Origin of the sequence: Paraburkholderia sp. J67 (assembly GCF_905220265.1) — a bacterium.
In the GTDB taxonomy this organism is placed as follows: Bacteria; Pseudomonadota; Gammaproteobacteria; order Burkholderiales; family Burkholderiaceae; genus Paraburkholderia.
Genome location: NZ_CAJMZK010000027.1, coordinates 79,711 through 105,449 on the forward strand (window position 1 = coordinate 79,711; position 25,739 = coordinate 105,449).

At 61.7% G+C, this 25,739-nt stretch carries 18 protein-coding genes and 1 pseudogene; 14 read left to right on the forward strand and 5 right to left on the reverse strand.

The window, feature by feature from the left end; all coding sequences use genetic code 11:
• The first annotated feature begins 43 nt into the window (after positions 1-43).
• The 4 genes from U5782_RS32980 to U5782_RS32995 all read left to right on the forward strand — a co-directional run bounded on the left by U5782_RS32980 (position 44) and on the right by U5782_RS32995 (position 6,885).
• On the forward strand, positions 44-1,717 hold the full coding sequence (locus tag U5782_RS32980) for a long-chain fatty acid--CoA ligase (protein ID WP_322048075.1): 1,674 nt from the start codon (positions 44-46) through the stop codon (positions 1,715-1,717).
• 786 nt (positions 1,718-2,503) lie between these two features.
• A complete protein-coding gene (locus U5782_RS32985) occupies positions 2,504-3,946 on the forward strand; it encodes an MFS transporter (protein ID WP_321845091.1) in 1,443 nt (480 codons plus the stop codon).
• A 90-nt stretch (positions 3,947-4,036) separates the two neighbouring features.
• On the forward strand, positions 4,037-5,356 hold the full coding sequence (locus U5782_RS32990; RefSeq protein ID WP_321845093.1) for an NAD(P)/FAD-dependent oxidoreductase: 1,320 nt from the start codon (positions 4,037-4,039) through the stop codon (positions 5,354-5,356).
• A gap of 365 nt (positions 5,357-5,721) precedes the next feature.
• Positions 5,722-6,885: a porin gene (locus tag U5782_RS32995; RefSeq protein ID WP_321845095.1), complete on the forward strand. Its 1,164-nt coding sequence runs from the start codon at positions 5,722-5,724 to the stop codon at positions 6,883-6,885.
• Positions 6,886-7,032: 147 nt separating this feature from the next.
• Here the strand turns inward: U5782_RS32995 and U5782_RS33000 are convergent, their stop codons facing one another.
• Together U5782_RS33000 and U5782_RS33005 are read right to left on the reverse strand one after the other, a co-directional pair.
• Positions 7,033-7,269, reverse strand: a complete 237-nt coding sequence (locus U5782_RS33000) for a hypothetical protein (protein WP_321845096.1) — start codon at positions 7,267-7,269, stop codon at positions 7,033-7,035.
• Positions 7,270-7,277: 8 nt separating this feature from the next.
• A complete protein-coding gene (locus U5782_RS33005) occupies positions 7,278-7,781 on the reverse strand; it encodes a TetR/AcrR family transcriptional regulator (protein WP_321845097.1) in 504 nt (167 codons plus the stop codon).
• Between the two features lie 1,204 nt (positions 7,782-8,985).
• On the opposite strand from U5782_RS33005, the gene U5782_RS33010 reads away from it, so the two are divergent.
• From U5782_RS33010 to U5782_RS33045, 8 genes and pseudogenes are all read left to right on the forward strand, one after another.
• A complete protein-coding gene (locus U5782_RS33010; RefSeq protein WP_322048054.1) occupies positions 8,986-11,082 on the forward strand; it encodes a 3-hydroxyacyl-CoA dehydrogenase NAD-binding domain-containing protein in 2,097 nt (698 codons plus the stop codon).
• Positions 11,083-11,092: 10 nt separating this feature from the next.
• Entirely contained in the window at positions 11,093-12,271 is a 1,179-nt protein-coding gene (locus U5782_RS33015; RefSeq protein WP_321845099.1) for an acetyl-CoA C-acyltransferase, read from the forward strand.
• 15 nt (positions 12,272-12,286) lie between these two features.
• Positions 12,287-12,919 carry an SDR family oxidoreductase gene (locus tag U5782_RS33020; protein WP_415914447.1) on the forward strand — a complete coding sequence of 211 codons (633 nt, stop codon included), beginning with the start codon at positions 12,287-12,289 and terminating at the stop codon, positions 12,917-12,919.
• A complete protein-coding gene (locus U5782_RS33025) occupies positions 12,916-14,004 on the forward strand; it encodes a phosphotransferase (protein WP_321845100.1) in 1,089 nt (362 codons plus the stop codon). The genes U5782_RS33020 and U5782_RS33025 overlap by 4 nt, the downstream gene beginning before the upstream one ends.
• Before the next feature lie 62 nt (positions 14,005-14,066).
• Positions 14,067-15,284 carry an acyl-CoA dehydrogenase family protein gene (locus U5782_RS33030; protein WP_321845101.1) on the forward strand — a complete coding sequence of 406 codons (1,218 nt, stop codon included), beginning with the start codon at positions 14,067-14,069 and terminating at the stop codon, positions 15,282-15,284.
• A gap of 256 nt (positions 15,285-15,540) precedes the next feature.
• A complete protein-coding gene (locus tag U5782_RS33035; RefSeq protein WP_321845102.1) occupies positions 15,541-16,317 on the forward strand; it encodes a class II aldolase/adducin family protein in 777 nt (258 codons plus the stop codon).
• A gap of 175 nt (positions 16,318-16,492) precedes the next feature.
• Positions 16,493-17,075, forward strand: a pseudogene (locus U5782_RS33040) (HD domain-containing protein).
• A gap of 126 nt (positions 17,076-17,201) precedes the next feature.
• Entirely contained in the window at positions 17,202-17,549 is a 348-nt protein-coding gene (locus tag U5782_RS33045) for a hypothetical protein (RefSeq protein WP_321845103.1), read from the forward strand.
• 81 nt (positions 17,550-17,630) lie between these two features.
• On the opposite strand, the gene U5782_RS33050 is transcribed toward U5782_RS33045, so the two are convergent.
• From U5782_RS33050 to U5782_RS33060, 3 genes are read right to left on the reverse strand one after another with little or no spacing between them, the layout of a single operon-like run.
• Positions 17,631-19,124, reverse strand: a complete 1,494-nt coding sequence (locus tag U5782_RS33050; RefSeq protein WP_322048055.1) for an efflux transporter outer membrane subunit — start codon at positions 19,122-19,124, stop codon at positions 17,631-17,633.
• The gene (locus U5782_RS33055) at positions 19,121-22,222 is read right to left on the reverse strand and encodes an efflux RND transporter permease subunit (RefSeq protein ID WP_322048056.1); all 3,102 of its coding nucleotides are present in this window, start codon (positions 22,220-22,222) and stop codon (positions 19,121-19,123) included. Before U5782_RS33055 ends, U5782_RS33050 begins: the two co-directional genes overlap by 4 nt.
• An 8-nt stretch (positions 22,223-22,230) precedes the next feature.
• Positions 22,231-23,442, reverse strand: a complete 1,212-nt coding sequence (locus U5782_RS33060; protein WP_322048057.1) for an efflux RND transporter periplasmic adaptor subunit — start codon at positions 23,440-23,442, stop codon at positions 22,231-22,233.
• A gap of 281 nt (positions 23,443-23,723) precedes the next feature.
• Between U5782_RS33060 and U5782_RS33065 the strand changes: the two genes are divergently transcribed.
• The gene (locus tag U5782_RS33065) at positions 23,724-24,452 is read left to right on the forward strand and encodes a response regulator (protein ID WP_322048058.1); all 729 of its coding nucleotides are present in this window, start codon (positions 23,724-23,726) and stop codon (positions 24,450-24,452) included.
• Positions 24,452-25,543 (forward strand): ATP-binding protein, encoded by a 1,092-nt coding sequence (locus U5782_RS33070; RefSeq protein ID WP_322048059.1) that lies wholly within the window; start codon positions 24,452-24,454, stop codon positions 25,541-25,543. The genes U5782_RS33065 and U5782_RS33070 overlap by 1 nt, the downstream gene beginning before the upstream one ends.
• The last annotated feature ends 196 nt before the right edge of the window (positions 25,544-25,739 follow it).

Genomic DNA, 25,739 nt, shown 5'->3' on the forward strand with positions numbered 1-25,739 from the left:
GCCCACCTGTAACTTGATGTTCGATGAACAACGGAGTCAAGCCATGCCCGCGACCCGGTCGCCATTCTGGCCAGCGCACCTGCCGACACATCTGACGTTGCCGGCGACGAATCTTTTCTATAACGCGGAAGTCGCGGCGGCGCGCTATCCGGACAAGCCATTCATCGTGTTCTACGGCGCCTCAATCACGTTCGCGCAGTTCAGGGACGAGGCGCAGCGGCTGGCAGGCTTTCTGCAGCAGCGCTGCGGTGTGAAGGCCGGAGACCGTGTGATGCTCTACATGCAGAACAGCCCGCAATGGATGGTCGCGTATTACGGAATCCTGCGCGCCAACGCGGTCGTCGTGCCGGTCAATCCTATGAACACGACAGACGAGCTGCGCCATTACATCGAGGACAGCGGCGCGCGTACCGTATTCGTCGCGCAGGACCTGTATCCGCGTGTCGCGCCGCTCGTCGGCGATGCGCGCGGGCAGCTTGAACACGTAGTCGTCGCGACTTACAGCGACTACGTGGGACAGTTGCCTGGCATCACGCCGCCCGATTTGGTGACCGCCACGCGCCATGTCGAGGGCCCCGGCGTCGTTCATTGGTCTGACGCGCTCGATATGCGTATGATGCCGGGGCCGTTAACGGCGGGGGCTGACGATCTTTGCGTAATGCCGTATACCTCCGGCACAACCGGCAAGCCGAAAGGCTGCATGCATACGCATCGCAGCGTTATGTGCACGGCGGTTGGCGGCGTTCACTGGCTCGGCGACACGCCGGATAAGGTCGCGTTGTCGGTGCTGCCGATGTTCCACGTAACCGGTATGCAAGGCGGACTGAACAGCCAGCTATACGGCGGCGCGACGGTTGTCGTGCTGCCGCGTTGGGATCGCGATGTGGCCGCGCGAATCATCGCGCATCACCGTGTGACCTGGTGGCAATCGATCTCGACGATGGTCGTCGACTTCGTGTCGAATCCGAAGCTCGGCCAATACGATCTGTCGAGTCTGCGATGGATGGGCGGCGGCGGCGCCGCCATGCCGGTTGCCGTGGCGAACAAGCTGAAGGACATCACGGGAATCGATTATGTCGAGGGGTACGGGTTGTCGGAGACGATCGCCTCGACACATATCAATCCGCTACTGCGCCCGAAGCCGCAATGCCTCGGAATTCCGATTTTCGACGTCGATGCGCGGGTTGTCGATCCGGCAAAGTTTGAGCCGGTACCGCAATGCGCGACCGGCGAGATCGTCGTGCACGGCACACAGGTCATGCAGGGCTATTGGCGCAATCCCGACTCGACTCGCGAAGCGTTCGTCGAGATCGACGGCAAGCGTTTCCTGCGCACGGGGGACCTCGGGTGGATGGATGAGGACGGCTATTTCTTCATGGCCGACCGCTTGAAGCGGATGATCAACGCGTCGGGCTACAAGGTGTGGCCGGCCGAGGTCGAGGCGATGATGTACCACCATCCGGCGATTCAGGAGGTGTGCGTGATTGGCGCGCAAGACGCGCATCGCGGCGAAACGGTCAAGGCCCTCGTGGTGCTGAAGCCGGGGCAGTCGAATTCGGTCAGCACCGACGACATCATTGCATGGGCGCGTGAATGCATGGCGTCGTATAAGGCACCGCGGGTTGTCGAATTCGTCGAATCGCTGCCGAAGTCCGGCAGCGGCAAGATAATGTGGCGAGAACTGCAGCAACGCGAAGCCGGGAAGGCTGGGGTTTGAGCCTATCCGGCCCTTGCTGCCCACCAGAATCGCGATAGTTGACACGCCGAAGCACGCAGTTGCGCTGACCCATGAGAAGCCACTTCGACGGGAAGGCGTGAGCCACGATCTCTCCTCGAATGGAGCCTTCCTCTGCGGATGGGGGATGGAGAAAACTCCCGAACTCGCTTCATGGAGTGCCGCACAGGAGAAGGGGGGGCATCCACAACCGGAAGGGGTACCCTATTTATTTTCACATAACAATTGTTATTGCAATCCCGCGTGTCGTGTTTCCGTCGGCTCCGTTGAACGGTACCGATCCAGAACGACTTTAGCGTTTGCTGGATCTACAATTTTGCGTTAGTGGCTGGAAACGTGGAGACTTCATCGATTATTTTTATTTTGTAATTACGCATGCTAATGAATTAGCGTTTGATTCCTATGGATCACATGTCCCCGTCCAGCGAACATTGAACCGCTTCGCAAGGGTGAAGAAAACATGGTCATAAGAAAGGTGAGTCGGCCTGGCGCTAGATAATGATAAGCAAACCTAATATTATGAATAGAAATTCGTATGGCGCTGAAGTTTATCTACAGAGCGGCGGCGCCGGGTTCTCTCGTAGATGGGCACTGGTGTGACTCGACGGGGTCGCCCCTATTTTGGGGGCATGGTGGAGATTCGCCCGATCGTGGTTGCCGGGCGCGGTGCCAGTTGATGACCCGATGCCACTGCCGGCGAGCGGTGGTTCACGCGGAAAGCAACTGGAAATTAGAAAAGAACAGCGAATGGGTTGATGGAGAGAAAACATGAATCGCTCAGATATGGCAGTCAGATTCAATTTGCTTGCGCGGTTGGATCGGGTGCCGGTGTTGGCCACGCATTACCTGTGGGCCGCGCTGCTCGCGGCCAACCTGATGCTGGAGTATTACGACAACGCCATCTTTGCCTACGCCATACCCACAATTAAAAAATACACTAACCTAAGTCTGGAGCAAATCGGCTACGTCACCAGCGCCTTCTTTGTAGGGATGATCATTGGCGCCCTCGCGGGAGGCCTGCTCTCGGACAAATTCGGGCGCCGCTCCGTTCTCGTCTGGTCCACCAGTCTATATTCGCTGGGCGCATTGGCCACGGCGTTTGCGCCGGGCTATGAAACCATGCTGGCCGCCCGGGTCGTCACCGGCATCGGCGTGCAGGCCGCAACGTCCGTGTTGCTCGTTTATGTCGCAGAGATGTTTCCGCGCAAAGCACGCGGGCGATTCGCTTCTATTGTGTCGTCGGGCTATGTGGTGGCGGGCATTGGCGCTGCGGCGCTGACAATGTTCGTTCTTCCGCATGGTGGCCCCAACGCGTGGCGCCACCTGCTCATCGCCGGGAGTGTTGGGCTGCTGATCGCACCCATGGTGCGTTTCACCGTTCCGGAGTCGGTCCGCTGGCTTGCCTCCAGAGGGCAGTTCGTTCGTGCTGAAACAATCGTCGGCAATCTGGAAGAGCGTGCACTGCGTCACGGCTCGCTCGATGAGCTCCAGATTGCTACGGGGCTGGAAAACGCGCACCAGCCTACGCTGCGCGAAATGTTGAAACACAGGGCCGTACGGCGTACCGTGGCCGTGCTTTCGATCGGCTATTTCGGCGCTTACCTTGGCTATTACCTGTACGGGAACTGGGCTGCCTATGCACTCATCAATGGCCTGAAATATTCGGAGGAATCGGCGTACTACGTCATGTTTATCTGGAACGTGGTTTACGGGATCACTCCGCTCATTACCATGCGGCTCCTGGACCGGTGCGAGCGCAAGTCGACAATCCTCGCGACCTGCGTCCTCAGCGCGGTGTCGCTGGGCGTGCTCGGCATGTCGACGACCAACTGGGTGGTGATCAGCGCTGGCGGCGTTGCCGCAATCATCACCGGAATGGTCATCAACGCCTACTTCACCTATATCCCGGAAACGATTCCCACGCAGTTGCGTGCGCTTGGCAGCGGCATGGTGATTTCAGGCGGACGATTCGGCGGGGCCGCCTCCGGCGTCCTGGGGGCGGCGCTTTTCACGCGCTGGAACATGGAGGGGGTGATGCTCGCCGCCGGAGCCTGCTACATCCTCTTTTCGATTCCAGTCGTCCTGTTTGGGCCTCGCACCACGAACCGTTCGCTCGAAGTTGTCGCTGGCGAAGAACTTGGCAGTGCAATGAACAAAAACACAGCGCCGGGCGCTGGCATGGCCGCTGAAGATGACCTGCGCTTGAGCTGAAGAACGGGTTCTTTACTCAGCGCATGATGCATGAACAGGCGCGGGCCTGCGTGGCTTTCGCATCGGATGAAGCAAAGGAGAAGACCTTTCATGACGGATCCGTACGATGTTGCGGTGATTGGCGCTGGTTTCGCGGGAGTCACTGCGGCACGGGACCTCAGCATGGCTGGCCATTCGGTCGTGTTGATCGAGGCGCGCGAGCGCATTGGCGGTAGAACCTGGTGGCGTGAAGTTCTAGGTACTCACCTGGATATGGGCGGCACTTATGTCCACTGGACCCAGGCGCATATCTGGCGCGAGCTCAGACGCTACGGCATTGGCCTTGCGACGCCGCTATCCATTACCCGGGCGTACTGGCTCGCTGGCGGCGCGGTGCACTCTGGAACACCTGTCGAACTCAAGCTGCTAGCCACGCCACTGGTAGAGCGGTTTTTTGCCGACGCGCGGGCATACTTTCCCCGGATGGGCGACTTCGAGGCCGCCGATGTCAGTGCGATCGACAAGCAAACCCTGCGCGACCGGATCGACTCGCTTGAACTCTCTTCGCACGACCATGATCTGTTGATCAACATGATGGCGACACTGGTTGGTTCCGAGACCGAGCAGGGCCTTGCGCAGTTTCTGTATTGGGCGGCGATCTATTTCGGCGACTGGGACGCTTTCAAGGAAGTCGCAGGGCACTGGCCGATCGAAGGAGGAACCGGACGCCTGATCAACGCCATGGCCGCCGACTCGAAAGCCGAGGTGCGCTTTTCAACGCCAGTGGCCGCGATCGAGGACAAAGGCCAGGAGATCGTCGTGACCACTCGCTGCGGAGAGCGTATCCGTGCGCGGCACGCCGTTGTGGCGCTGCCCCTGAACATGCTGAACGACGTCTCGATCACACCGCCGTTGGCGCAGGCCGTGTGCGCCATGATCGAGCAAAAGCACGCGATCATGCCCAGCAAGATCTGGGTCCGGGTCAAGGGCCAGGTTGAGCCATTCCTGATTCACGCGCCGGTTGGCAAGCATCCCATCAATACAGCGCGGGCCGAGCGGTACGACAACGGCGACACACTGGTGGTGTGCTTCTGTTGCGATACGTCGATGCTCGACGGCAATGATCGTGAGTCCGTGCAGCGGGCGCTGCGCGACTTCATCCCGGATATCGAAGTGCTGGAAACCGTCTGCCAGGACTGGGCAAGCGACCCATTCTCCAAGGGCGGGTGGGTGCATCACCGGCCTGGCAACCTGACCCAGGTGGCCCCATTGATGCGCAAGCCTCACGGCCGCATCCGTTTCGCGGGTGCGGACATCGCGGCCATCGGTGTCGGCGGCATCGAAGGCGCCATTGAAACAGGCGCCCAAGCGGCCAGTGATATCGCTTGTGCATTAAATGGCGCCGGATATCAGGCGCATTGGCCACATTAGTCCAACGTCCCGCAATTAACCTTAATCATTTCGGGCATAACTTAGGCCTGCTCTTGCGTTCCTGCGAGCATAGTCTGGCCGTCGCCGGGCGCACAGCGTTGATCAATGATCGGATCCGCGGGGATGTCGCTGCGGATCCGGCCTTCACATTGTCCCCGCGCGATAAGGGATCCGCGCCGAGCGAAAATCGTTCTGTCATTGCGCGTGGTCTCCAGATCTGGCGAAGGTAACGTGCACAGCTCTAGCGTGTCTGCCATTTAAAGCCATTGAACCTAGTCGTGTATATCGACATTGCTTCTGAGGTTTCAACGGAGCTTATATTTTCAATTAATTTCTAGTGCGAATATAAAACCGGAGATATCAAGGTGAAGGAGCGCCTGATAAGCATTGCGTTATTGGCTCCATTTTCAGTCGCATACGGGCAGAGCAGCGTCACTCTATACGGTGCCATCGACAATGCACTGGTCTTCAACTCGAACGCTGGCGGAAAGAACCAATACTATCTGTCGAGTGGGACTTCAGAGTCGAATCGCTGGGGATTGCTGGGTACCGAGGATCTGGGCGGCGGTCTGAAGGTGATTTTCAAGATCGAAGGTGGATTCTCGAGCAATTCCGGCGTGGCAGGTAATGACGGCGCTATCTTTGGGCGTACGGCGGACGTTGGACTTTCCGGTCGCGCGGGAACGGTGACGATCGGGCGTCAGTACTCGCCTGGCTTCTGGTACGTCTGGCCAGTGACAGCCAACGCCTGGTCGTTCGGTGGCGGCGGCTATAGCGCGCATCCAGGCGATGTCGACAACCTCGACAGCTTCCAATGGATCAACAATGCGGTGGTCTACACGACACCGACCATCGCCGGCTTTACCGGCAAGGCGATGTACAGCTTCGGGGGCATCAGCGGATCGACGGCTGAACACCGGATCATGGCGATCGGGGGGGCGTACGCTAATGGCGTAGTGACCTTGGGTGTAGGCTATCAGGTCGCAAGTCAACCAAATTTTTCGTTCTACGGCACGAATCCATCGGCGAGCGCGACGGGAAACAATATGTTTAGCACCGTCAACGCGGGTTTTGCGTCCGCAGGTGCACAAAAAATTTTCACTGCCGGTGCGGCTTGCTCATTCGGCAACGCGACTATTGGAGCGGTTTATAGCAATACGCGATACACCGATCTCGGCGAAACAGCGGTCTCGGGTCTCTCGGAGACGGAGGCGGGTTATCGCGGAACCGAAACCTTCAACATCGGGGAACTGAATTTCAAATACTTTGTGACGCCGGCGTTCCTCCTTGGCGCGGCCTGGTCGTACACTCAGTCTTCAGGGGTGAACTCCGCGCGTTACCAACAGGTCGAGCTCGCCGGCAACTACTCGCTTTCGAAACGAACATACGTTTATGGCGGCGCTCTCTACCAACATGCTTCAGGGATTAACTCTCTGGGGTCGGCTGCAGTAGCGGAAATTGCGGGTGCCACTCCATCGTCAAACAACCGTCAGATTTTCGCTATTCTCGGGTTCGGACACAGGTTCTGACGCCAGCACGTACCGGGGGAGGTTGTTTCGATCAATTTCCATGATCGGCGGTTTCGCCGCAGCAATTGACTCGAACCTGGAAATCTGCGATACGAAAAAGACTAGTCGGTCGCATGACGCGGCCGACGGCTTGCCGGGAACAGGTCATTACGCGCGACGCGCCGTGTGCGCCGGCTCGCTCGTTTCGGATTGCGCTTGAGCCTCGGGCGGGTTCAGCAAGGTGAAAAAGGCATTCATGAGCGCCTTGAGGCGACGCGGCTTGAATCGCTCCGGCTCGACCGGAAGCATGACAGACCAGCCGTCTCCAAGCGCACATATTTGATCGGCAAGCAGATCCGCGGGAACATCACTGCGGATGAGTCCGCGCTTCTGGTCGTTGGCCACCAGCGCCGTCAGCTTGAGGCGATACTGCGTAAGCGGCGCTGAATGACGGCCGCTACAACGGGCTCGTATTTCGCCTGGCCCAACAATTGAAACTGCACGACCCGGGGATCGAGGTCCTTCGCGGTTTGCCAGTTCATCCACCGCTCGAGCGTGGTTCTGACGTCAAGCGGCGTTTCGGACGGTTCAAGGATCGTGTCGAAGAAGTCGAACGAACTTTCGACAAGCGCCTTCACGATCTCGTCCTTGTCCGCGAAGTAGTAGCTCAAGGCACCCGTGGTGCATCCCGCCTCAACTGCGATCTTGCGCAACGAGGTCCCCGCATAACCTTCGCGCGCGATCACGGCGGCCGTGGCGGCGAGCAGGCTGTCGCGCTTGATCTTGTGATCCCCGACCGGTCTGCCTCTGCGTGCCGTGATGGGGGGCTGGCCGGTAGCAGCCTTGCGGTCTTGCCGAGGTTGGGAAGTGGGGGCGCGCCATAGATAGGAAGTCGAGTGGTTTGAGCTGAGAGGCATGCCTCAAGGCACTTCTTTCAACTACATCGTAATGTAGCTGGATATGAATGGTATTTGTAATATTAACGCATCTGCACGTCGTCCCTCCAGAAAGCAAAGCCGGGGACTGCGGTCCTCGCTCGAGCGCGCCACGACAGTGCATAACGTTTGTGATGGTAAATGTCAAGTTAGGATTGGCATGGACCACCCAGTCGCGGTGAAGCAGGGAATACCCTGTTTATTTTTAATGCGACAGTTGTTATTTTAAATCGGTTCGCGATTCATCGCTGCGCAGACGACGACCCGGGCAATCGCCGCTCTCGCATCCGCGCAGGCAAGGCACCCGGACCACTTGAGCAAGTGCCCAGGCGTCGATTTATGTCTCAACGCGCGGCGGCCTGAAATTTTTCTCGTCAATGAATATATTAAGTTGTTGTACTAACAATATGGCGAGTGATTATGACGCGATCAAGCCGATGCCTGATACGAGTCCCATCGCGCGATACAGACTTTGCTCATCGAAAGGAAGGAGGCAACAGCGGCCGAGGTCCATGGCATCAGGACACGGCAAATCTGCCTTGGGCGGCGTGGCGCTGAGGCAACGCCTGGATGCGTCATATGCTAGTGCCGCGCTTCCTCGGTGATGACGCCACGTTCCTCGACCTTCCCGACTCGAACCCGGATTACGTACGCAATGGTCTGCTCTGCAGGGAAGAGATGGCGAAACTCAACGATGGAGATACGTTCTGTTCGCCCATTTTCCATCAGGTAGTCTGATAAATCATCATAAGACACGAATCGATCAGACGAACCGGTCAGACTCAATTTGCTCAGCCGATTGGATCGGCTACCGGCGATGGCTACGCTTTATGTCTGGGCTGCTCGCGGCCAACGTGATGCTGGAGTGCTTCGACAACGCCATTTTCGCCTGCGCCATACCCGCAATTGAGGGTATGCGTGACCGAGTTTTCAGGCCTTCGAGGCAATTATACATCACTGCTGTAATTATATTATTGAGAATAATATCTAACAAATACAATGATTTGCGTGGTTGTTAGGTGTTTACACCGATCATTCCAAGCTATTCACGACCGTTCGCAAGCGTTAGCATTTCTCCGATATACATAACGTATGTAATGTAAATTCAGAATCGCCACGATTGACCGTGATGGCAAGATGCGCAGTTTTCCTTTCGTTTTCCTTTCGTTTTCCTGACGAGGACTCCATGTCGACGAATATCCCTGCCGGGTTGATAAAACTCGGTTATATAGGTGTACTGAAGATGAGCGAACCTCCGGTCAACGGGTTAGGGTTCGCATTGCGCGCGGCCATCGTCGCGCTGCTCGATAGGGCAGTTGCCGACCCGGAGATCGAGGCGATCGTGCTGAGCGGTGGCGAGCAGATATTCAGCGCGGGCGCGGATGTGCGCGAGTTCGGCACGGCCAGGACGTCGAGCGCGCCCACGCTGCCCGACGTGATTGCCGCGATCGAAGCGTCAGCGAAGCCGGTCGTGGCGGCCATCGCGGGAAACTGTCTTGGCGGCGGTCTCGAGCTCGCGATGGGTTGCCATTTCCGTCTCGCGCGGCGCGATGCGTCGCTGGGCCTGCCCGAAGTCAAGCTCGGGCTGCTGCCGGGTGCGGGTGGCACACAACGGTTGCCGCGGCTGATCGGCGTCGAGCGCGCGCTGAATATGATCGTCTCGGGGCAACCGGTGAATGCGCTGGCGGTTGCGGGCACCGCGCTGCTCGACGAAGTCGTCGAGAGCGATGTGGTCGATGCGGCCGTTGCGTTCGCCCGTGATGTGGTCGTCGGCAAGCGGGCGTTCAGGCGCGCGCGCGACATCGCGATCGTCGATCCGCTCGCGGAGCCGTTCCTCCAGTTCGCGCGGACGAATGTGGGCGCCGCTTCCAGCCCGTTCCCTGCGCCGCTGCAATGTGTCGAAGCGGTCGCAAACGCCGTCGGCAAGCCGTTCGACGAGGGACTTCGGCTCGAACGCGAGATCTTCGCGACGTTAATGGCGTCGCCGGAATCGCGCGCGCTGCGTCACATCTTCAGCGCGGAGCGCGCGGCGTCGAAGCTGCCCGACGTGCCCGCCGACACGCCGCTGCGCGACGTCCGCCGCGTGGGCGTGATCGGTGCGGGCACGATGGGCGGCGGGATTGCGATGGCCTTCGCCGATGCGGGCATGCCGGTCGTGCTGCTCGAAACGAAGCAGGAAGCGCTCGATCGTGGCGTCGGCACGATCCGCCGCAACTACGAAGCGTCGATGAAGAAGGGCAGGCTCACGCAGGCGCAGCTTGACGAACGCATTGCACGCATTGTGCCGACGCTGGAGTATGCGGCGCTCGCGGATGCGGACCTCGTGATCGAAGCGGTGTTTGAAGAGATGAGCGTGAAGCACGACGTGTTCCGCCGTCTCGACGCGATTGCGAAGCCCGGCGCGATTCTCGCGTCGAATACGTCGGCGCTCGATCTGAACCGGATCGCCTCGTTTGTGCAACGGCCGCAGGACGTGATTGGCCTGCACTTCTTCAGCCCGGCGAACGTGATGCGACTGCTGGAAGTCGTGCGGGGAGAAAAGACGGCGCCGGATGTGCTCGCCACTTGTATGGCGCTCGCGAAACGCATCCGCAAGGTCGCCGTCGTGGCAGGCGTGTGCGATGGCTTCATCGGCAACCGCATGGTCGTCCGCTACGGCTCGGCTGCGGGCGGGCTGCTGATGCAGGGTGCTTCGCCGCAGCAGATCGACGGCGCGTTGCAACGGTTCGGCCTCGCGATGGGGCCGTTCCGGATGGCCGACATGGCGGGGCTCGATATCGGCTGGGCCGCGCGCAAGCGTCATGCGGCCGAGGTGCCCGGCTCGCAGCCGCGCGTCGCGGCCGATACGCTGTGCGAAGCGGGGCGTTTCGGACAAAAGACTGGTGCGGGGTGGTATCGCTACGAAGCGGGCAAGCGCGACCCGATTCCCGATCCGGCCGTGGACGCAATCGTCGAGCAGTTCCGCCGCGAAAGCGGCATCACGCCGCGCAAGATCGGCGAGCAGGAGATCGTCGAGCGTTGCGTCTACGCGCTCGTCAACGAAGGCGCGCGCATTCTCGAAGACGGCATTGCCGCGCGCGCTTCGGATATCGACGTCGTGTACCTGTCGGGCTACGGCTTCCCGCGTCATCGCGGCGGCCCGATGCTGTATGCGGACACCGTGGGTCTCGCGAATGTCGTGCGCGCATTGAAGCGCTTCGCCGCCGAGCCCGGCGCCGAAGCGTGGTGGCAGCCCGCGCCGCTGCTCGTGAAGCTCGCCGATGAAGGCCGCACTTTCAATTGAGGATATCGACATGACCGACGCAGTGATCGTTTCCACCGCGCGCACCGGCCTCGCGAAGAGCTGGAAAGGCGCATTCAACCTGACACACGGCGCGACGCTGGGCGCGCACGCGGTGCTGCACGCTGTGGCGCGCGCCGGCATCGATCCGGCCGAGATCGAGGACGTGATCATGGGCGGCACGTTCGGCGAAGGCACAACGGGCGGCAACATCGCGCGCGCGATCGCGTTGCGCGCCGGGTTGCCAGTCACGACCGGAGGCGTGAGCGTGAACCGCTTCTGCTCGTCAGGTTTGCAGACGATCGCGATGGCCGCGCAGCGCGTGATCCTCGAAGGCTCGCCCGCCATCGTCGCGGGCGGCGTCGAGAGTATCTCGTGCGTGCAGAACGAGTCGAACAAGCACATGCGCTTCGATCCGTGGCTTGTCGAGCACAAGCCCGAGCTGTACTGGAGCATGCTACAGACGGCGGAGACCGTCGCGAAACGCTACGATATCGCGCGCGAAGCGCAGGACGCATACGGCGTGCGCAGCCAACTGCGTGCAGCGGCCGCGCAGGCGGCAGGCAAGTTCGACGACGAGATCGTGCCGATGACCACGACGATGGCCATCATCGACAAGGCGAGCGGCCAGCTCGCGACGAAGGAAGTGACGATCGCCTCCGACGAAGGGATTCGCGCGGACACGACGCTCGAAGCGGTATCGAGGATCCGTCCAGCACTGCCGGGCGGCGTGGTCACGGCGGGCAATGCAAGCCAGTTCTCGGACGGCGCTTCCGCGTGCGTCGTGATGAACGGCAAGCTTGCCGAGCAGCGTGGCTTGCAGCCGCTCGGCATTTTCCGCGGCTTCGCGATTGCCGGCTGCGAGCCGGACGAGATGGGCGTCGGCCCGGTGTTCGCGGTGCCGCGCGTGCTCGAGCGCGCAGGCGTGAAGATCGAGGACGTCGGGCTGTGGGAACTGAACGAGGCGTTCGCGGTGCAGGTCCTCTATTGCCGCGACACGCTTGGAATTCCTGACGACAGGTTGAACGTGAACGGCGGCGCGATCGCGGTCGGCCATCCTTATGGCGTGTCCGGCTCCCGGCTCGTCGGCCATGCGCTGATCGAAGGCAAGCGACGTGGCGTGAAGTACGTGATGGTCACGATGTGCATCGGCGGCGGCCAGGGCGCGGCCGGGCTGTTCGAAGTGTGCTGAGTGAAGGAGAACGTGGTGTCGGTGAAGGAACTGTTTCAGCTCGACGGGCGCATCGCGCTCGTCACGGGAGGCTCGCGGGGCCTCGGGCTGCAGATGGCCGAGGCGCTCGTCGACGAGGTGCTGTCCGCGCACGGGCGCGTCGACATCCTCGTCAACAATGCGGGCGCGACCTGGGGCGCGCCGGCGGAGGACTATCCAGACGAAGCGTGGCACAAGGTCATGAATCTGAACGTGAACGCGCCGTTCTTCCTGACGCGCGAGATCGGCAAGCGCAGCATGATTCCACGCAGGAGCGGGAAGATCGTCAACATCGCTTCGATCGCGGGGCTCAAAGGCATGTCGGGCGGAGCAGGCACGATCGCGTACAACACCTCGAAGGCGGCGATGATCCACTTCACGCGCGCGCTCGCGACTGAGTGGGGCCGTTACGGCATCCACGTGAATGCGATTTGCCCGGGGTTCTTCCCGTCGAAGATGACGGCAGACACGCTCGATGCCTTTGGTGACCAGGTGATCGCGCGCACACCGCTGCAACGGCTGGGTGGCGACGAGGACCTGAAGGGCGCGCTCGCGTACTTTTCGAGCGATGCGTCGCAGCACGTGACTGGCCAGTATCTGGCCATCGACGGCGGGATGTCGGCGACATGACGAGCGATGCGCAAATGAGCTTTAGCGGCACGCGGCTGGTTGCGCAGGCGCATGCATTCGATACCGGGCGGCTTGGCGATTACATGCGCGAGCATGTAGACGGTTTTGCAGGCGCGCTGCACGTCGAGCAGTTCAAGGGCGGGCAGTCGAATCCGACCTTCCTGCTCGAAGCAGGGGGCTGTCGCTATGTGATGCGCCGCAAGCCGCCGGGAGCGCTGCTGCCTTCGGCACACGCAATCGATCGCGAGTACCGGGTGATCCGCGCGCTTGCGGGCACCGGCGTGCCGGTCGCACGCGCGTACGCGCTATGTGAGGATGCCGACGTGATCGGCACCGCGTTCTACATCATGGAGTACGTCGAAGGACGTATCTATTGGGACAGCGCGCTACCGGGGCTATCGAGCGCGGAGCGCGGCGCGCTGTACGACGAGATGAACCGCGTGATCGCGGCGCTGCATTCGGTCGATCCCGCTGCGGTGGGCCTTGCCGACTACGGGAAGCCCGGCAACTACATCGAGCGTCAGGTTGCGCGCTGGACGAAGCAGTATCGCGCGGCTGAAACCGAACGGATCGAAGCCGCCGACTGCCTGATCGCCTGGTTGCCGCAGCACGTGCCTGACGGGGACGAGAGCCGCATCGTGCACGGCGATTACCGGCTCGACAACGTGATTTTCGATCAGCACGAGCCGCGCATTCTCGCGGTGCTCGACTGGGAACTCTCGACGCTCGGTCACCCGCTCGCCGACTTCGCGTACCACTGCATGACATGGCGGATGCCGATGCATCAGGGGCGCGGGCTCGCAGGCATCGATCTCGCCGCGCTCGGCATACCGGACGAGGCCGCGTATTTGCAGCGCTATCTGCAACGTGTGATGCGGACGTCGAACCAGTCGGTGTCGGAGGCGGATTGGGGCTACTACCTCGTGTTCAACCTGTTCAGGCTCGTCGGCATCTTGCAGGGCGTGTATGCGCGTGCGCTGCAGGGCAATGCGTCCAGCGCGCAGGCGCTCGAAGTCGGCAAGCGCACGCGGCCGCTCGCCGATCTGGCCTGGACGGTGGCACAGCAAATCGACGCGGCGGGCTGAGTGGCGCAATGATGGGCCGGCGTTCGATGCGCGGCCTTCGCAATGAAGAGAGGACAACACAGATGAATTTCGAGCACTCGAGCAAGGTGAAGGATCTCCAGGCGCGACTGAGCGCGTTCATGGACGAGCATGTCTATGCGGCGGAACGCCAGTTAGAAGGGGAGATGGACGCGGCGCGCGGGACTGGCAACGCGTGGCAGCCGGCGCCGGTCATGGAGACGCTAAAAGAAAAGGCGAAAGCAGCGGGTCTGTGGAATCTGTTCCTTCCCGAATCGCAGTACGGCGCTGGGCTGACGAACCTCGAATATGCGCCGCTGTGCGAGATCATGGGCCGTTCGTCTATTGGCGCGGAGCCGTTCAACTGCTCAGCGCCCGACACCGGCAACATGGAAACGCTCGTGCGCTACGGCAGCGCCGAACAACAGCAAGCGTGGCTCATGCCGCTGCTCGATGGCACAATCCGTTCGGGTTTCGCGATGACCGAGCCCGCTGTGGCTTCGTCGGACGCGACGAACATCGCCGCGCACATCGTTCGCGATGGCAATTACTACGTCATCAACGCGCGCAAATGGTGGACTTCTGGCGCGAACGATCCGCGCTGCAAGATCCTCATTTTCATGGGCAAGACCGCGCCGGATCATCCCGATGCGCACCGCCGCCAGTCGATGATACTCGTGCCGATGGACACGTCGGGCGTGACCGTGCTGCGTCATCTGCCCGTGTTCGGCTACGACGACGCACCGCACGGTCATGCAGAGGTGCTGTTCGAGAACGTGCGCGTGCCGGTCGGTAATGCGCTGCTGGGCGAGGGGCGGGGCTTCGAGATCGCGCAGGGGCGACTCGGGCCGGGGCGCATTCACCATTGCATGCGCTTGATTGGGCGCGCCGAGCGCGCGCTCGAAGCCATGTGCCGCCGCGCGAGTTCGCGCGTCGCGTTCGGCCGCAGGATCGCCGATCACGGTGTCACGCGCGAGCGCATCGCGCAGGCGCGCATCCTCATTGACCAGGCGCGCTTTCTCGTGCTGCACGCGGCGTGGAAGATGGACACGCACGGCAACAAGGCGGCGCGCAAGGAGATCGCGATGATCAAGGTGGCGGCGCCTGAGATGGCATGCCAGGTCATCGACTGGGCGATTCAGGTGCATGGAGCGGGTGGCGTGAGCGAGGACTTCGGGCTGGCGCGCGCGTATGCGGGCGCGCGTGCGCTGCGTCTCGCCGACGGTCCCGACGAAGTGCATCGCAACGCGATCGCGAAGCTCGAACTCGGCGCTCACCTGTGAGGTGTGACGTGGGACGAAGAACGGAGTCGAAGCACGGCTCGTACCCGCTCGCTATTCTTTCCGTCTGACATCGCGACCGCTCCGCGCCATGTCGCTCGCCCGAGAGACTCGTGTACACGCGGATATTAGGGGAAATGCGGATCCGGTTTGAGGCTTCAAGCGCTTGGATTGTAGTCTTTTTGACAATCTAGGATCGTTCGCCGTGTCAATATGGTGCCGAGATTTCCTTACGTCAGACACGTTGGAGACCCTGGGCATGGACCCGTTGACTTATGCTGAAGGTGCGAATGTTCGCTCGCATGTTTCGGATGACGAATGGAAATTGCGCGTTGATCTGGCGGCCTGCTATCGACTCGTCGCCCACTACGGCTGGGACGATCTGGTGTTCACGCATATCTCGGCTCGCGTGCCCGGTCCGGAACACCATTTTCTGATCAACCCATACGGCGCGCTGTTCGAGGAGATTACCGCTTCGAGCCTGGTGAAGGTGCATCTGAACGGCCGGCCCGTCATGGATACGCCGTTCCCGGTCAATCCCGCCGGATTCACCATTCACAGCGCCATTCACGCTGCCAACGAAGACGCAAGATGTGTGCTGCACACGCATAGTTTGCACGGGGTGGCGATCGCCGCGCGGCAGGGCGGTCTGGAGCTGGTATCGCAACAGGCGTTGTCGATATACGGCACTTTGGGCTACCACGATTACGAAGGCATCGCGGTGCGGGATGACGAAAAGGCCCGGCTTGTCGCCGACCTGGGTAAAAACAAACTTCTTATCCTGCGCAATCACGGGCTGCTCGCCGTCGGACGGACGATTCCCGACGCGTTTCTCGCGATGTACACCCTAGAATCCGCTTGTCGAATTCAGGTTCTGGCCGAATCGGGTGGCAAGCCGCTTTCGTTGGTGCCGAAGGCGCTGCTCGAAACAATCGAGGCGGAAAGCAAGATTGCCACGATGGGTTCGTTCGGCGATCTGGCATGGCCCGCACTGCTGAGAAGACTTGATCGTAAGGATCCGTCTTTCCGTCGTTAGTCGTTCGGGAGGGTGGCCGGAAACGGCAGACCGGCAAGGTCGTTCGCTACAAAAGCTTGACCGCTTCATGAAGCCCGTATCGAAACCTGAAGCGTTACTGAATGAGGAGACTTGATGATGATCGTTGATTCAGCAGAAATTCATGTGTGCGCCGGGCAAGTCGCGAGTCGCATACATGACTAAGCGCGCCACCTTTTCTCACATCGGTCAAGGCACTCCCGAGGACTGGGCTGCAATCGCCGGGGAATTCAAGCCCTACGCCGCGGCGCTTGCCGAGCGCGTACTCGATCATCTTCAAATTTTGCAGGGCGGTCACGGTGGCTTCACGGTTGACCGGCTGACACATTGCCTGCAGACCGCCACGCTCGCATATCGCGATGGCCGCGACGAGGAGTACATGGTTTGCTGCGCTGCTGCACGACATTGGCGATACGCTGGGGAGCTACAATCACGCGGATATTGCCGCGGCCATAATCCAGCCCTTCGTTAGTCCGGAAAACCTGTGGATGGTGCAGCATCACGGCATATTCCAGGGCTACTACTTTTTCCATCATCTTGGCCTTGATCGCAATCTTCGCGATCGGTTCGGCGATCAGCCGGAACTCTTCCTGCGCACCGCTGAATTCTGCGAAAAATATGACGCTCCGGCTTTCATGGAGGACTACGATACATTGCCGCTGTCATTCTTCGAACCCATGGTCAGGCGCGTGTTCGCCCGTCCGCGTCATTCGATGTATGTAAAGCACGCCGAGCAATAGAGAAAACTCGGTGCTATTGCAATCCCCAGCCGAAAAGGCAATGAAAGGGCAAGTGCCCACACATAGTGGGCTCCCGGGACTCTGTGCTAGAGTCGGGCACTGACCACTTCCGGGCCGCCGTCGCGCATGGAACCCAAGATCCCTGGTGGTTTTCATCAAGCGCTCGTAAGCGCTACGGTGTTCCTCTCCGGCACCACGCTCGCCTACCTCAAATTTTTCGTGGTGGATGCGTCGTCGCAACGATGGTCGCTCTTCGCGGCCATCAGCGCGCTGATCGCTTTCTGCGCAATGATCCTGCAGGCCGCCACGCTTTATCGCGCTTTGCAAATTGAAAACGACAATCCTCGGACGTTCTCACGAACTGTGGGTGTGCTGATGTCGAGCATGTGGTGCCTGATCGTCAGCGGTCTGAGCCTTGCTGTCGCCCAATGGTGGCAACCGCTGCCGGCGCTCACGCACTGGATGAACAGCTAGTCGGCGAGAGGGACTCGAGTAACGAGCAGGTCCCTCTCATCGTAGACCATGGCTACCAGTTAGTGTGCCTGTTGTATCTCCTCAATCCGGTGCTATCGGCGCCTCCCATCCACCGCCCAATGCCTTGTTCAACGCGATGTAGTCGGTGGTGATGCGAACACGGCTCTGGATCAGCGCGTCTTGTGCAGCGAACAGTGCGCGCTCGGCAATGAGCAGATCGAGATAGCTGGTCGAGCCCGAACGGTACAGTGCGTTCGCGATCGTCGACGCCTCGCTATAGGAATCGGTGGAGTGCTGAAGGCCCTCGGCGCGTTGAGTCTCGCGCGAGAGCGTCACACTGGCGTTTTCGACATCCTGCAAGGCTGTCAGCACGGCGGCGTGATAAGCGATGAAGGACTGATCGCGTTGCGCATCGGCGATCTCGACGGCGGCTTTCAGGCGGCCCGCGTCGAACAGGGGGATGGTCACCGAAGGCCCGATCGACCAGCCGATCGACGAATGCCGCGCGAGATCGCCGAACTGGGTGCCAGAGGTGCCGAGCGAGCCGACGAGTGTCACGCGCGGGTAGCGATTGGCCTGAGCCTCGCCAACGCGCGCCGTGCTTTGTGCATAACGCCGTTCGGCGGCCCGCACATCCGGGCGCGAGAGCAGCACGTCGGCGGGCACGCCGAGCGCAACGGGCAGCGGCGGTGTGGGCACATCCTGCGCCTGCTGCATGCGCGCAAGCAGCGCGCGCGGAGGCTTTCCGGTCAGTACGGACAGGCTGTGCACGGTCTGCGCATAAGCGGCTTCAAGCGCGGGAATCTCGGCGAGCGTCGCCTGAGCCTCGCCTGCCGAATTGGCAACGTCGAGCCCGGAGGTCGAGCCGGCGGTGTAGCGAACGCGGGCGAGACGCGCGGTTTCCTCCTGCGAGTGTGCCGTGGCGCGGGCGAGCGCAAGGCGGGCCTGGTAGCCGCGCGCTTCGACGTAGCGCGTGGTTACGTCGCCGATGAGCGTCAGCAGGGTGGAACGCAGATCCCACTGAGCCGCATCGAGGCCTTCACGTGCTGCTTGGAATGCATGTTGTCTCGCGCCAAAGAGATCGATTTCCCAACTGGCGTCGAAGCCGGCCTGAAAGAGATTAGTTGGACTGCCAAACGATGAGGTACCGGGCTCAGGCGTCGAAGACGATCCGGCGAAGGCATTCGGTCCCGCGCCCGCACGCGTGAACGCCGCTGTGCCGTTGAGCGAAGGATAGCGCGCACTGTCGCTCTGGTTTGCGACTGCGCGCGCCTCGCGGATGCGCGCGGCAGCCGTGGCCACATTGAGGTTGCCGCTCACGGCTTCGTCGACGAGCGCATTGAGCAGGGGATCGTTCAGGCGCAGCCACCATTGGTGGAGATCCGGCTGCGTGGCCGTTGCTCCGGCTTGCGTGCTCCATTGGGCGGGCACGTCGGCGTGCGGGGCCTGGTAGCGCGGGCCGACGGCGCACCCCGCGAGCAGCGAGCCGGCGCAGAGAGCCAGCAGCGCGGCTGCGCGCTGCGCGTTCGGGATGAATTTTGGGAAATACATGATCGTGAGCTGGATTGTATTCATGAGCGTTTGCCCTTAACGGCAACGCGTACGGCCACATAAAGCAGGGGTGCAAAGAAAACACCGAGTACGGTCGCCGCGAGCATGCCGCCCATCACGCCGATACCGATCGCGTTCTGCGCGCCGGAGCCCGCACCTTTCGCGATGGCCAGCGGCAGCACCCCGAGGATGAAGGCAAACGAGGTCATCAGAATCGGCCGCAGGCGCAGTCTCGCGGCATCGAGTGTTGCTTCGATGAGGCTCGCGCCTTGCGCTTCGCGCTCCAGCGCAAATTCGACGATCAGTATCGCGTTCTTGGCGGCGAGACCGATGGTCGTAAGCAGGCCCACCTTGAAATAGATATCGTTGGTTTGACCGCACAGCATCGCTGCAAGCAGTGCTCCGGCCATGCCGATCGGCACGGTGAGCATCACCGCCAGCGGAATTGACCAGCTCTCGTACAGCGCAGCAAGGCAAAGGAACACGATAAGCACAGAAATGGCATAGAGGCCGCTGGCCTGGTCGCCCGAAAGACGTTCTTCATACGAGAGCCCCGTCCACTCATGACGGACGCCCGGCGGAAGCTGCTTCACTAGCCGGTCTATTTCGCTCATCGCCATGCCCGAGCTCACACCCGGCGCGGCTTCGCCCTGAATTTCCACGGCGGAGACCCCGTTGTAACGCTCCAGACGAGTCGGACCCAGACTCCATCGCCCCGTGGCAAACGAAGCGAACGGCACCATCGCGGCTTGCGTGTTGCGGACGTGCCAGCTGTCGAGATCGGCGGGCTGCATGCGAAAGTCGGCGTCGGACTGCACATAGACGTGCTTGACGCGGCCGCGGTCGATGAAGTCGTTCACATAGTCGCTGCCCCAGGCCACCGAGAGCGTGTTGTTGATGTCGGCGAGGTTTAGGCCGAGCGCGCTGGCCTTTGCCTGATCGATGTCCACGGAGAATTGCGGCGCCGGGTCCTGCCCCGTGGGCCGCGTGTTGGCAAGCGCAGGGCTGCGCGCCGCTGCGGCAAGCAACTGATCGCGCAGTTGCGTGAGTCGTTCGCGTCCTGCTCCATGCGTGTCCTCCAAATAGAAGTCGAAGCCGTTGGATGTGCCCATGCCATCGATCGCCGGCGGAAGGAGCGCATAGACCTGAGCGTCGCCGATGGCGGCGAATGCGGCGCTTGCGCGCTGAGCGACTTCCTGCGCGGAAAGGTTCGGTGCGTGCCGGGTTTCGAAGTCCTTCAGGCGCACGAACACCATGCCCGCGTTCTGCCCCGAGCCACCAAAGCCATAGCCTTCGATGGCCATCACGCCTTCTACTGCGTCCTTCTCTTCGTGAAGGTAATAGTGGGTGACCTTGTCGAGTACGTCGCGCGTGCGTGCGGCCATCGCGCCGGGCGGCAACTGCACGGTGGTGAGCAGAATGCCCTGGTCCTCAACGGGGAGAAACGACGTGGGCAAACGCATGAACATCCAACCGGTTGCGACAACGATCGCCACGAAGATCGCCAGAAAGCGCTTGCCGCGCGCGAGCACACCGCCCACGCCGTGGCGATACGCCAACGAGCCGCGATCGAAGCCGCGATTGAACCAGGCGGCAAAACCACCGCTTGCGCCGTGCGCCTCCGGGCGCCGCAGCAGGGTCGCGCACAGGGCCGGCGTGAGGATCAGCGCCACGCCCACGGAAAGTAGCATGGCCGTGACGAGCGTGACCGAGAACTGCCGGTAGATCGTGCCCGTCGAGCCGGACGAGAATGCCATCGGCACGAAGACGGCGGACAGCACGGTCGCGATGCCGATCAGCGCACCCGTGATTTCCCGCATCGACTTGAGCGTGGCGTCGAGCGGCGAGAGATGGTCTTCGACCATCACGCGTTCGACGTTTTCGACAACCACGATGGCGTCGTCCACAAGCAGGCCGATCGCCAGCACCATGGCGAACATCGTCAGCGTGTTGATCGAGTAGCCGAACATCGCAAGCACGCCGAACGTGCCGAGCAGCACGACGGGAATGGCGAGCGTGGGAATCAGCGTGGCCCGCACGTTCTGCAGAAATACCAGCATGACGATGAAGACGAGCACGATGGCTTCGAGCAGCGTCTTCACGACCTCGTGGATCGAGAGCTTGACGAACGGCGTGGTGTCGTACGGATAGACCACATCGACCCCCGCGGGCAGCGTTGGCTTGAGTGAGTCGATCAGTTGCTTCACGCCCTGGGCCGTTTCCAGCGCGTTCGCGCCGGTGGCGAGGTTGATGCCGAGTGACGAGGCCGGCATGCCGTTGTACGTCGACGCATACGTGTAGTTGTCGGCACCGATCTCGACCCTGGCAACGTCCTTGAGGCGGACCACGGAGCCATCCACTGCGCTTTTGACGATCACGTCGGAGAACTGCGCGGCCGTTTGCAACCGACTCTGTGCGGTCACCGTGGCGGTCAACTGCTGGCCCGGCCGAGCGGGCTGCGCGCCGAGTCGACCCGCCGACACCTGGGCATTCTGCGCGCGCAATGCGGTTTCCACGTCCGATGGCATAAGGCTGTAGCGGGAGAGCCGGTAGGGATCGAGCCAGATGCGCATGGCGTAGCTTGAGCCGAACAACTGGGTGTTGCCGACGCCTGGCACGCGCCGGATCTGGTCCTGCAGCGTGCTGCCCACGTAGTCGTCCAGATCGATCGATCTGAGCTTGCCATTCTTCGAAACGAAGCCGACCACCATCAGGAAGCTGGCCGACGACTTGGTGACAGAGAGCCCGGTGCTTTGCACGACCTGAGGCAGTTGTGAGGTGACGAGCGCCAGCTTGTTCTGCACCTGCATTTGCGCGACGTCCGGATTGGCCGCGTTGCTGAAGGTCAGGCGGATCTGGACTTCGCCCGAATCGTCTGAACTCGCGGACATGTAGAGCAGATTGTCGAGACCGGTCATGCCTTGCTCGACTACGCGGGTGACCGAATTCTCGATGGTCTGCGCGTCCGCGCCTGCGTAGGTTGCGGAAATGGAGATTGTGGTGGGCGCGATTTCGGGGTACTGGGCGACCGGCAGTTGCCTGAGCGCGAGCAGGCCGCTCAGCATCACGACAATTGCGAGCACCCACGCGAAAACAGGGCGTTTGATGAAGAATGCCGACATGACTGTCCTCAGCTCCGCTGTGCCGACGAAGCGGAGGAGCGCGTGGGCGCGTTAGCGGCGGCGGTGCCGGTCCCTCCCGATGGACTCGCGGGCAGCGGGCGCACCGCGCCGGTTGCGGCATCGACGAGCACTTCGGTGCTCTGTGCGGCGTCGCCCGATCTCACCTGCTGGCTGCCTTCGACGACCAGCGCATCGCCGTCGCGCAGGCCCTGGGTGACGAGCCAGAAGTTGCCATGCGCACGCGCACCACGCAGGGTGACTTCTTCGACCTTGCCGGCGCGGACAAACAACGCGCTGGCCTCGCCACGCGCGTCGCGGCTAACCGCGCGTTGCGGCAGCAGATAGCCTTGCGGCACGACGCCCTCTTCGACGATCGCGCGCACGTACATGCCGGGCAGCAGCACGCGCCGCGGGTTGGGCACGGTGACGCGCAGCGTATAGGTGCCGGTGTCCGTTGCGACGCTCGATTCGCCGAATGCGAGCTCACCGGCGAGCGGATAGAGCGCTCCGTTCTCCAGCCGAAGCCTGACCGGAGCCTCACCGTTAGAATTCGTCATGTGGCCCGCATCGATGGTTTCTCGCAGGTCGAGCAGGCTTGCGCTCGATTGGGTCAGATCGACGTTCACACGATTGATCTGATGGATCGCCGTGAGCGCGGTAGCCTGATTGGCGCTCACGAGGGCGCCGGGCGTGAGGGCGCTGCGGTCGATGCGGCCCGAAATGGGGGCCCGGATCGTGGTCCGGTCGAGGTCTATGCGTGCCGTTTCGAGCGCGGCCTTGGCCGCTGCCACGTTCGCCCTGGCCTGGGCGAGTGCGTCCATGGATTCCTGGTATTCCTGCATGCTGATCGCGTTCTGCCTGACCAGATCCTTGTTGCGGTCGGCTTTGGCCTGGGCCGCCGGAATGGCCGCACGGGCGCGTGACAGGGCGGCGTCTGCGCTGTCACGGGCCGCCTGATAACTGGCCGGATCGATCTGGTAAAGGGGCTGCCCCGCCTCGACTTCGGCGCCTTCCACGAACAGGCGCTGCTCGATGATGCCGCTCACCTGTGGGCGCACTTCGGCTTCGAGGAAGGAGACGACGCGTCCGGGCAGCTCCGTCGCGACCGGCACGGCGTGCGGATGCAACCTCACTACGCTTACGTTCGGCATCGATGCATCCTGCGCGGCGTCGTCGCCGCTCCCGCCGTGACACGCCATGATGAAAAGCGTCAGGGCCACCGCGGTGGTGCCCCTGATCGCGGCCGTTTTGATCTGTTGTCCGTTCATGTTGGTGTGTGAACCCGTACCGGCGGTATGCCGAAGCGCGCATGGTGACGCAGCGCTGTGCGCGGATGATGGGCGTTGTGTGAAGAGCGTGTGGAGGAGCAGCCGTCGCCCCGCAACGCGCCGGGATGCGGGAGCTGTTGAGCTATGATGGAGATTCGATGGAGCGGGTTGCCGCGACGCCAGCGTGGGGGCACGATGCTGGGTCAGTCCGACTCACGCTAACGCGACGAACCATGAACGCGCTGATCCTGATCGCCGAAGACGAACCCGAAATCGCGGAAATACTAGACGCCTACCTGACCCGCGAGGGTTATCGCACCTATCAGGTCGGCAACGGGCAGTCCGCGCTCGACGTGCAACCGCTGCTCAAGCCCGACCTCGTGCTGCTCGACATCAAGATGCCGGGCAAGGACGGCTGGGAGGTGCTGGCGGAGCTGCGCCGCCGCGGCGATACGCCTGTGGTGGTGGTCACCGCGCTCGATCAGGATATCGACCGCCTGCAGGGCCTGCGCATTGGCGCGGACGACTATATCGTGAAGCCCTTCAACCCGGTCGAAGTCGTGGCGCGCGTCGGGGCGGTATTGCGGCGCACGGGCACTTCGCGGACCGAGCCGGTGCTGCGCGTGGGGCGACTCGAAGTGGATACGCAGAGCTATATTGCGAGCGTGCGCGTTGCAGCCAAAGCGGCCGATGCTGCCGATGCTGCCGATGCCGAGGGTAGATCAAATGTGCAACTGGCTTTGACGCTCACTGAGTTTCGCGTGCTTGCGCATATGGCCAAATCACCCAATCGGGTGTTCACGCGCAGCGAGCTGATCGATGCCTGCCTGCCAGGTGGCGACGCGCTCGAGCGCACCGTGGACAGTCATGTGAGCAATCTGCGCAAGAAGCTCGACAAGGTTGGCGCGGCGGACATGATCACCGTCGTGCGCGGGGTGGGCTACCGATTGACGGAAATCTGATGAACGGGACGATGAGCCAGCGTGGGCGGCTGGGCCGCCAGATCGTGCTTTCGATGGGGCTCGTTTCGATCATCACGATGCTCATTGCGTTCGTGGGCTCGATTGTGATTTATGGCTTGCTGTTTGCGCTTGCGCCGCCATCCGGACCGATATCGCCGAAGGAACTGCTCATTCCCGATCCGGGCGATTATCTTGTCTTTGCAATTCTGCTGCTGATCGGCCTCGTCGTGGCGATCATCGTGGCGTCGCGGCTCGCGCGGCGCATTCTCGCACCGCTGAATTCGCTCGCTGAGGGCGCGCGCAGTATCGCGGCGGGGGACCTCGCTGCGCGTGCAATACCGGGCGATCGCTCGCTCGGGGAGACGGCATTGCTGGTCGACGACTTCAACGCCATGGCTGAGCGGCTCCAGCGCATGACCGCCGAGATGACCGCCTGGAACGCGGCGATCGCGCACGAGTTGCGCACGCCGCTCACGATCTTGCGGGGCCGCCTTCAGGGTATGAGGGACGGCGTGTTCGTGCCGAATGACACGCAAATTCGCGGATTATTGTTCCAGGTGGAAAGCCTCACCCGCCTCGTCGACGACCTGCACATCGTGACGTTGCAGGACATCGGCCGGCTGGAAATGCACATGGAGCCCACGCACATCGACGTCGAAATCCGTCGCGCGGTGGAGCCGATGAACGAGGCGCTGGACGAAGCGGGGCTGGCGGTCAACCTCGCGCTTGAGGATATTGTTGTGGAGTGCGATGCAATGCGTATGCGTCAGGCGTTGCTCGCGTTGCTCGACAATGCTAGGCGATATGCCATTCCCGGTCCGCTTTTCATTCGCGCTCATGCCACGGGCGACGATGTATTGATCAGCGTAGAGGACGCTGGCCCCGGATTGAGTCCGGAATTCTCATCGCTGGTATTCGAGCCTTTTACGCGGGCCGATGCGTCGCGCTCGCGTAAATTCGGTGGATCGGGCCTTGGCCTGTCGGTCGTTCGAGCCATTGCCAGTGCTCATGGCGGGTCGGTGCAATACCACTCCGGGAGCGCAGGCGGATCGTGCTTCGAAATAGTGGTACCTCGTCGTCGCTACCGCTGAGGTCGCATCTCCGCGATATTAGTGCTGTATAGAGTAGATCGCAGGCAAATCCAATTCTTCAATACGCAAATCCGCGCGCTGTCCACACCATCTCCACTGTCGATCAGCTTTCGATAAATAAGCTGTAACTGCACTGGCTGCTTTGATCAATTTTCCCAGGGCCAATAGCCAGAAGCACGTCCTTCTTTATCGAATC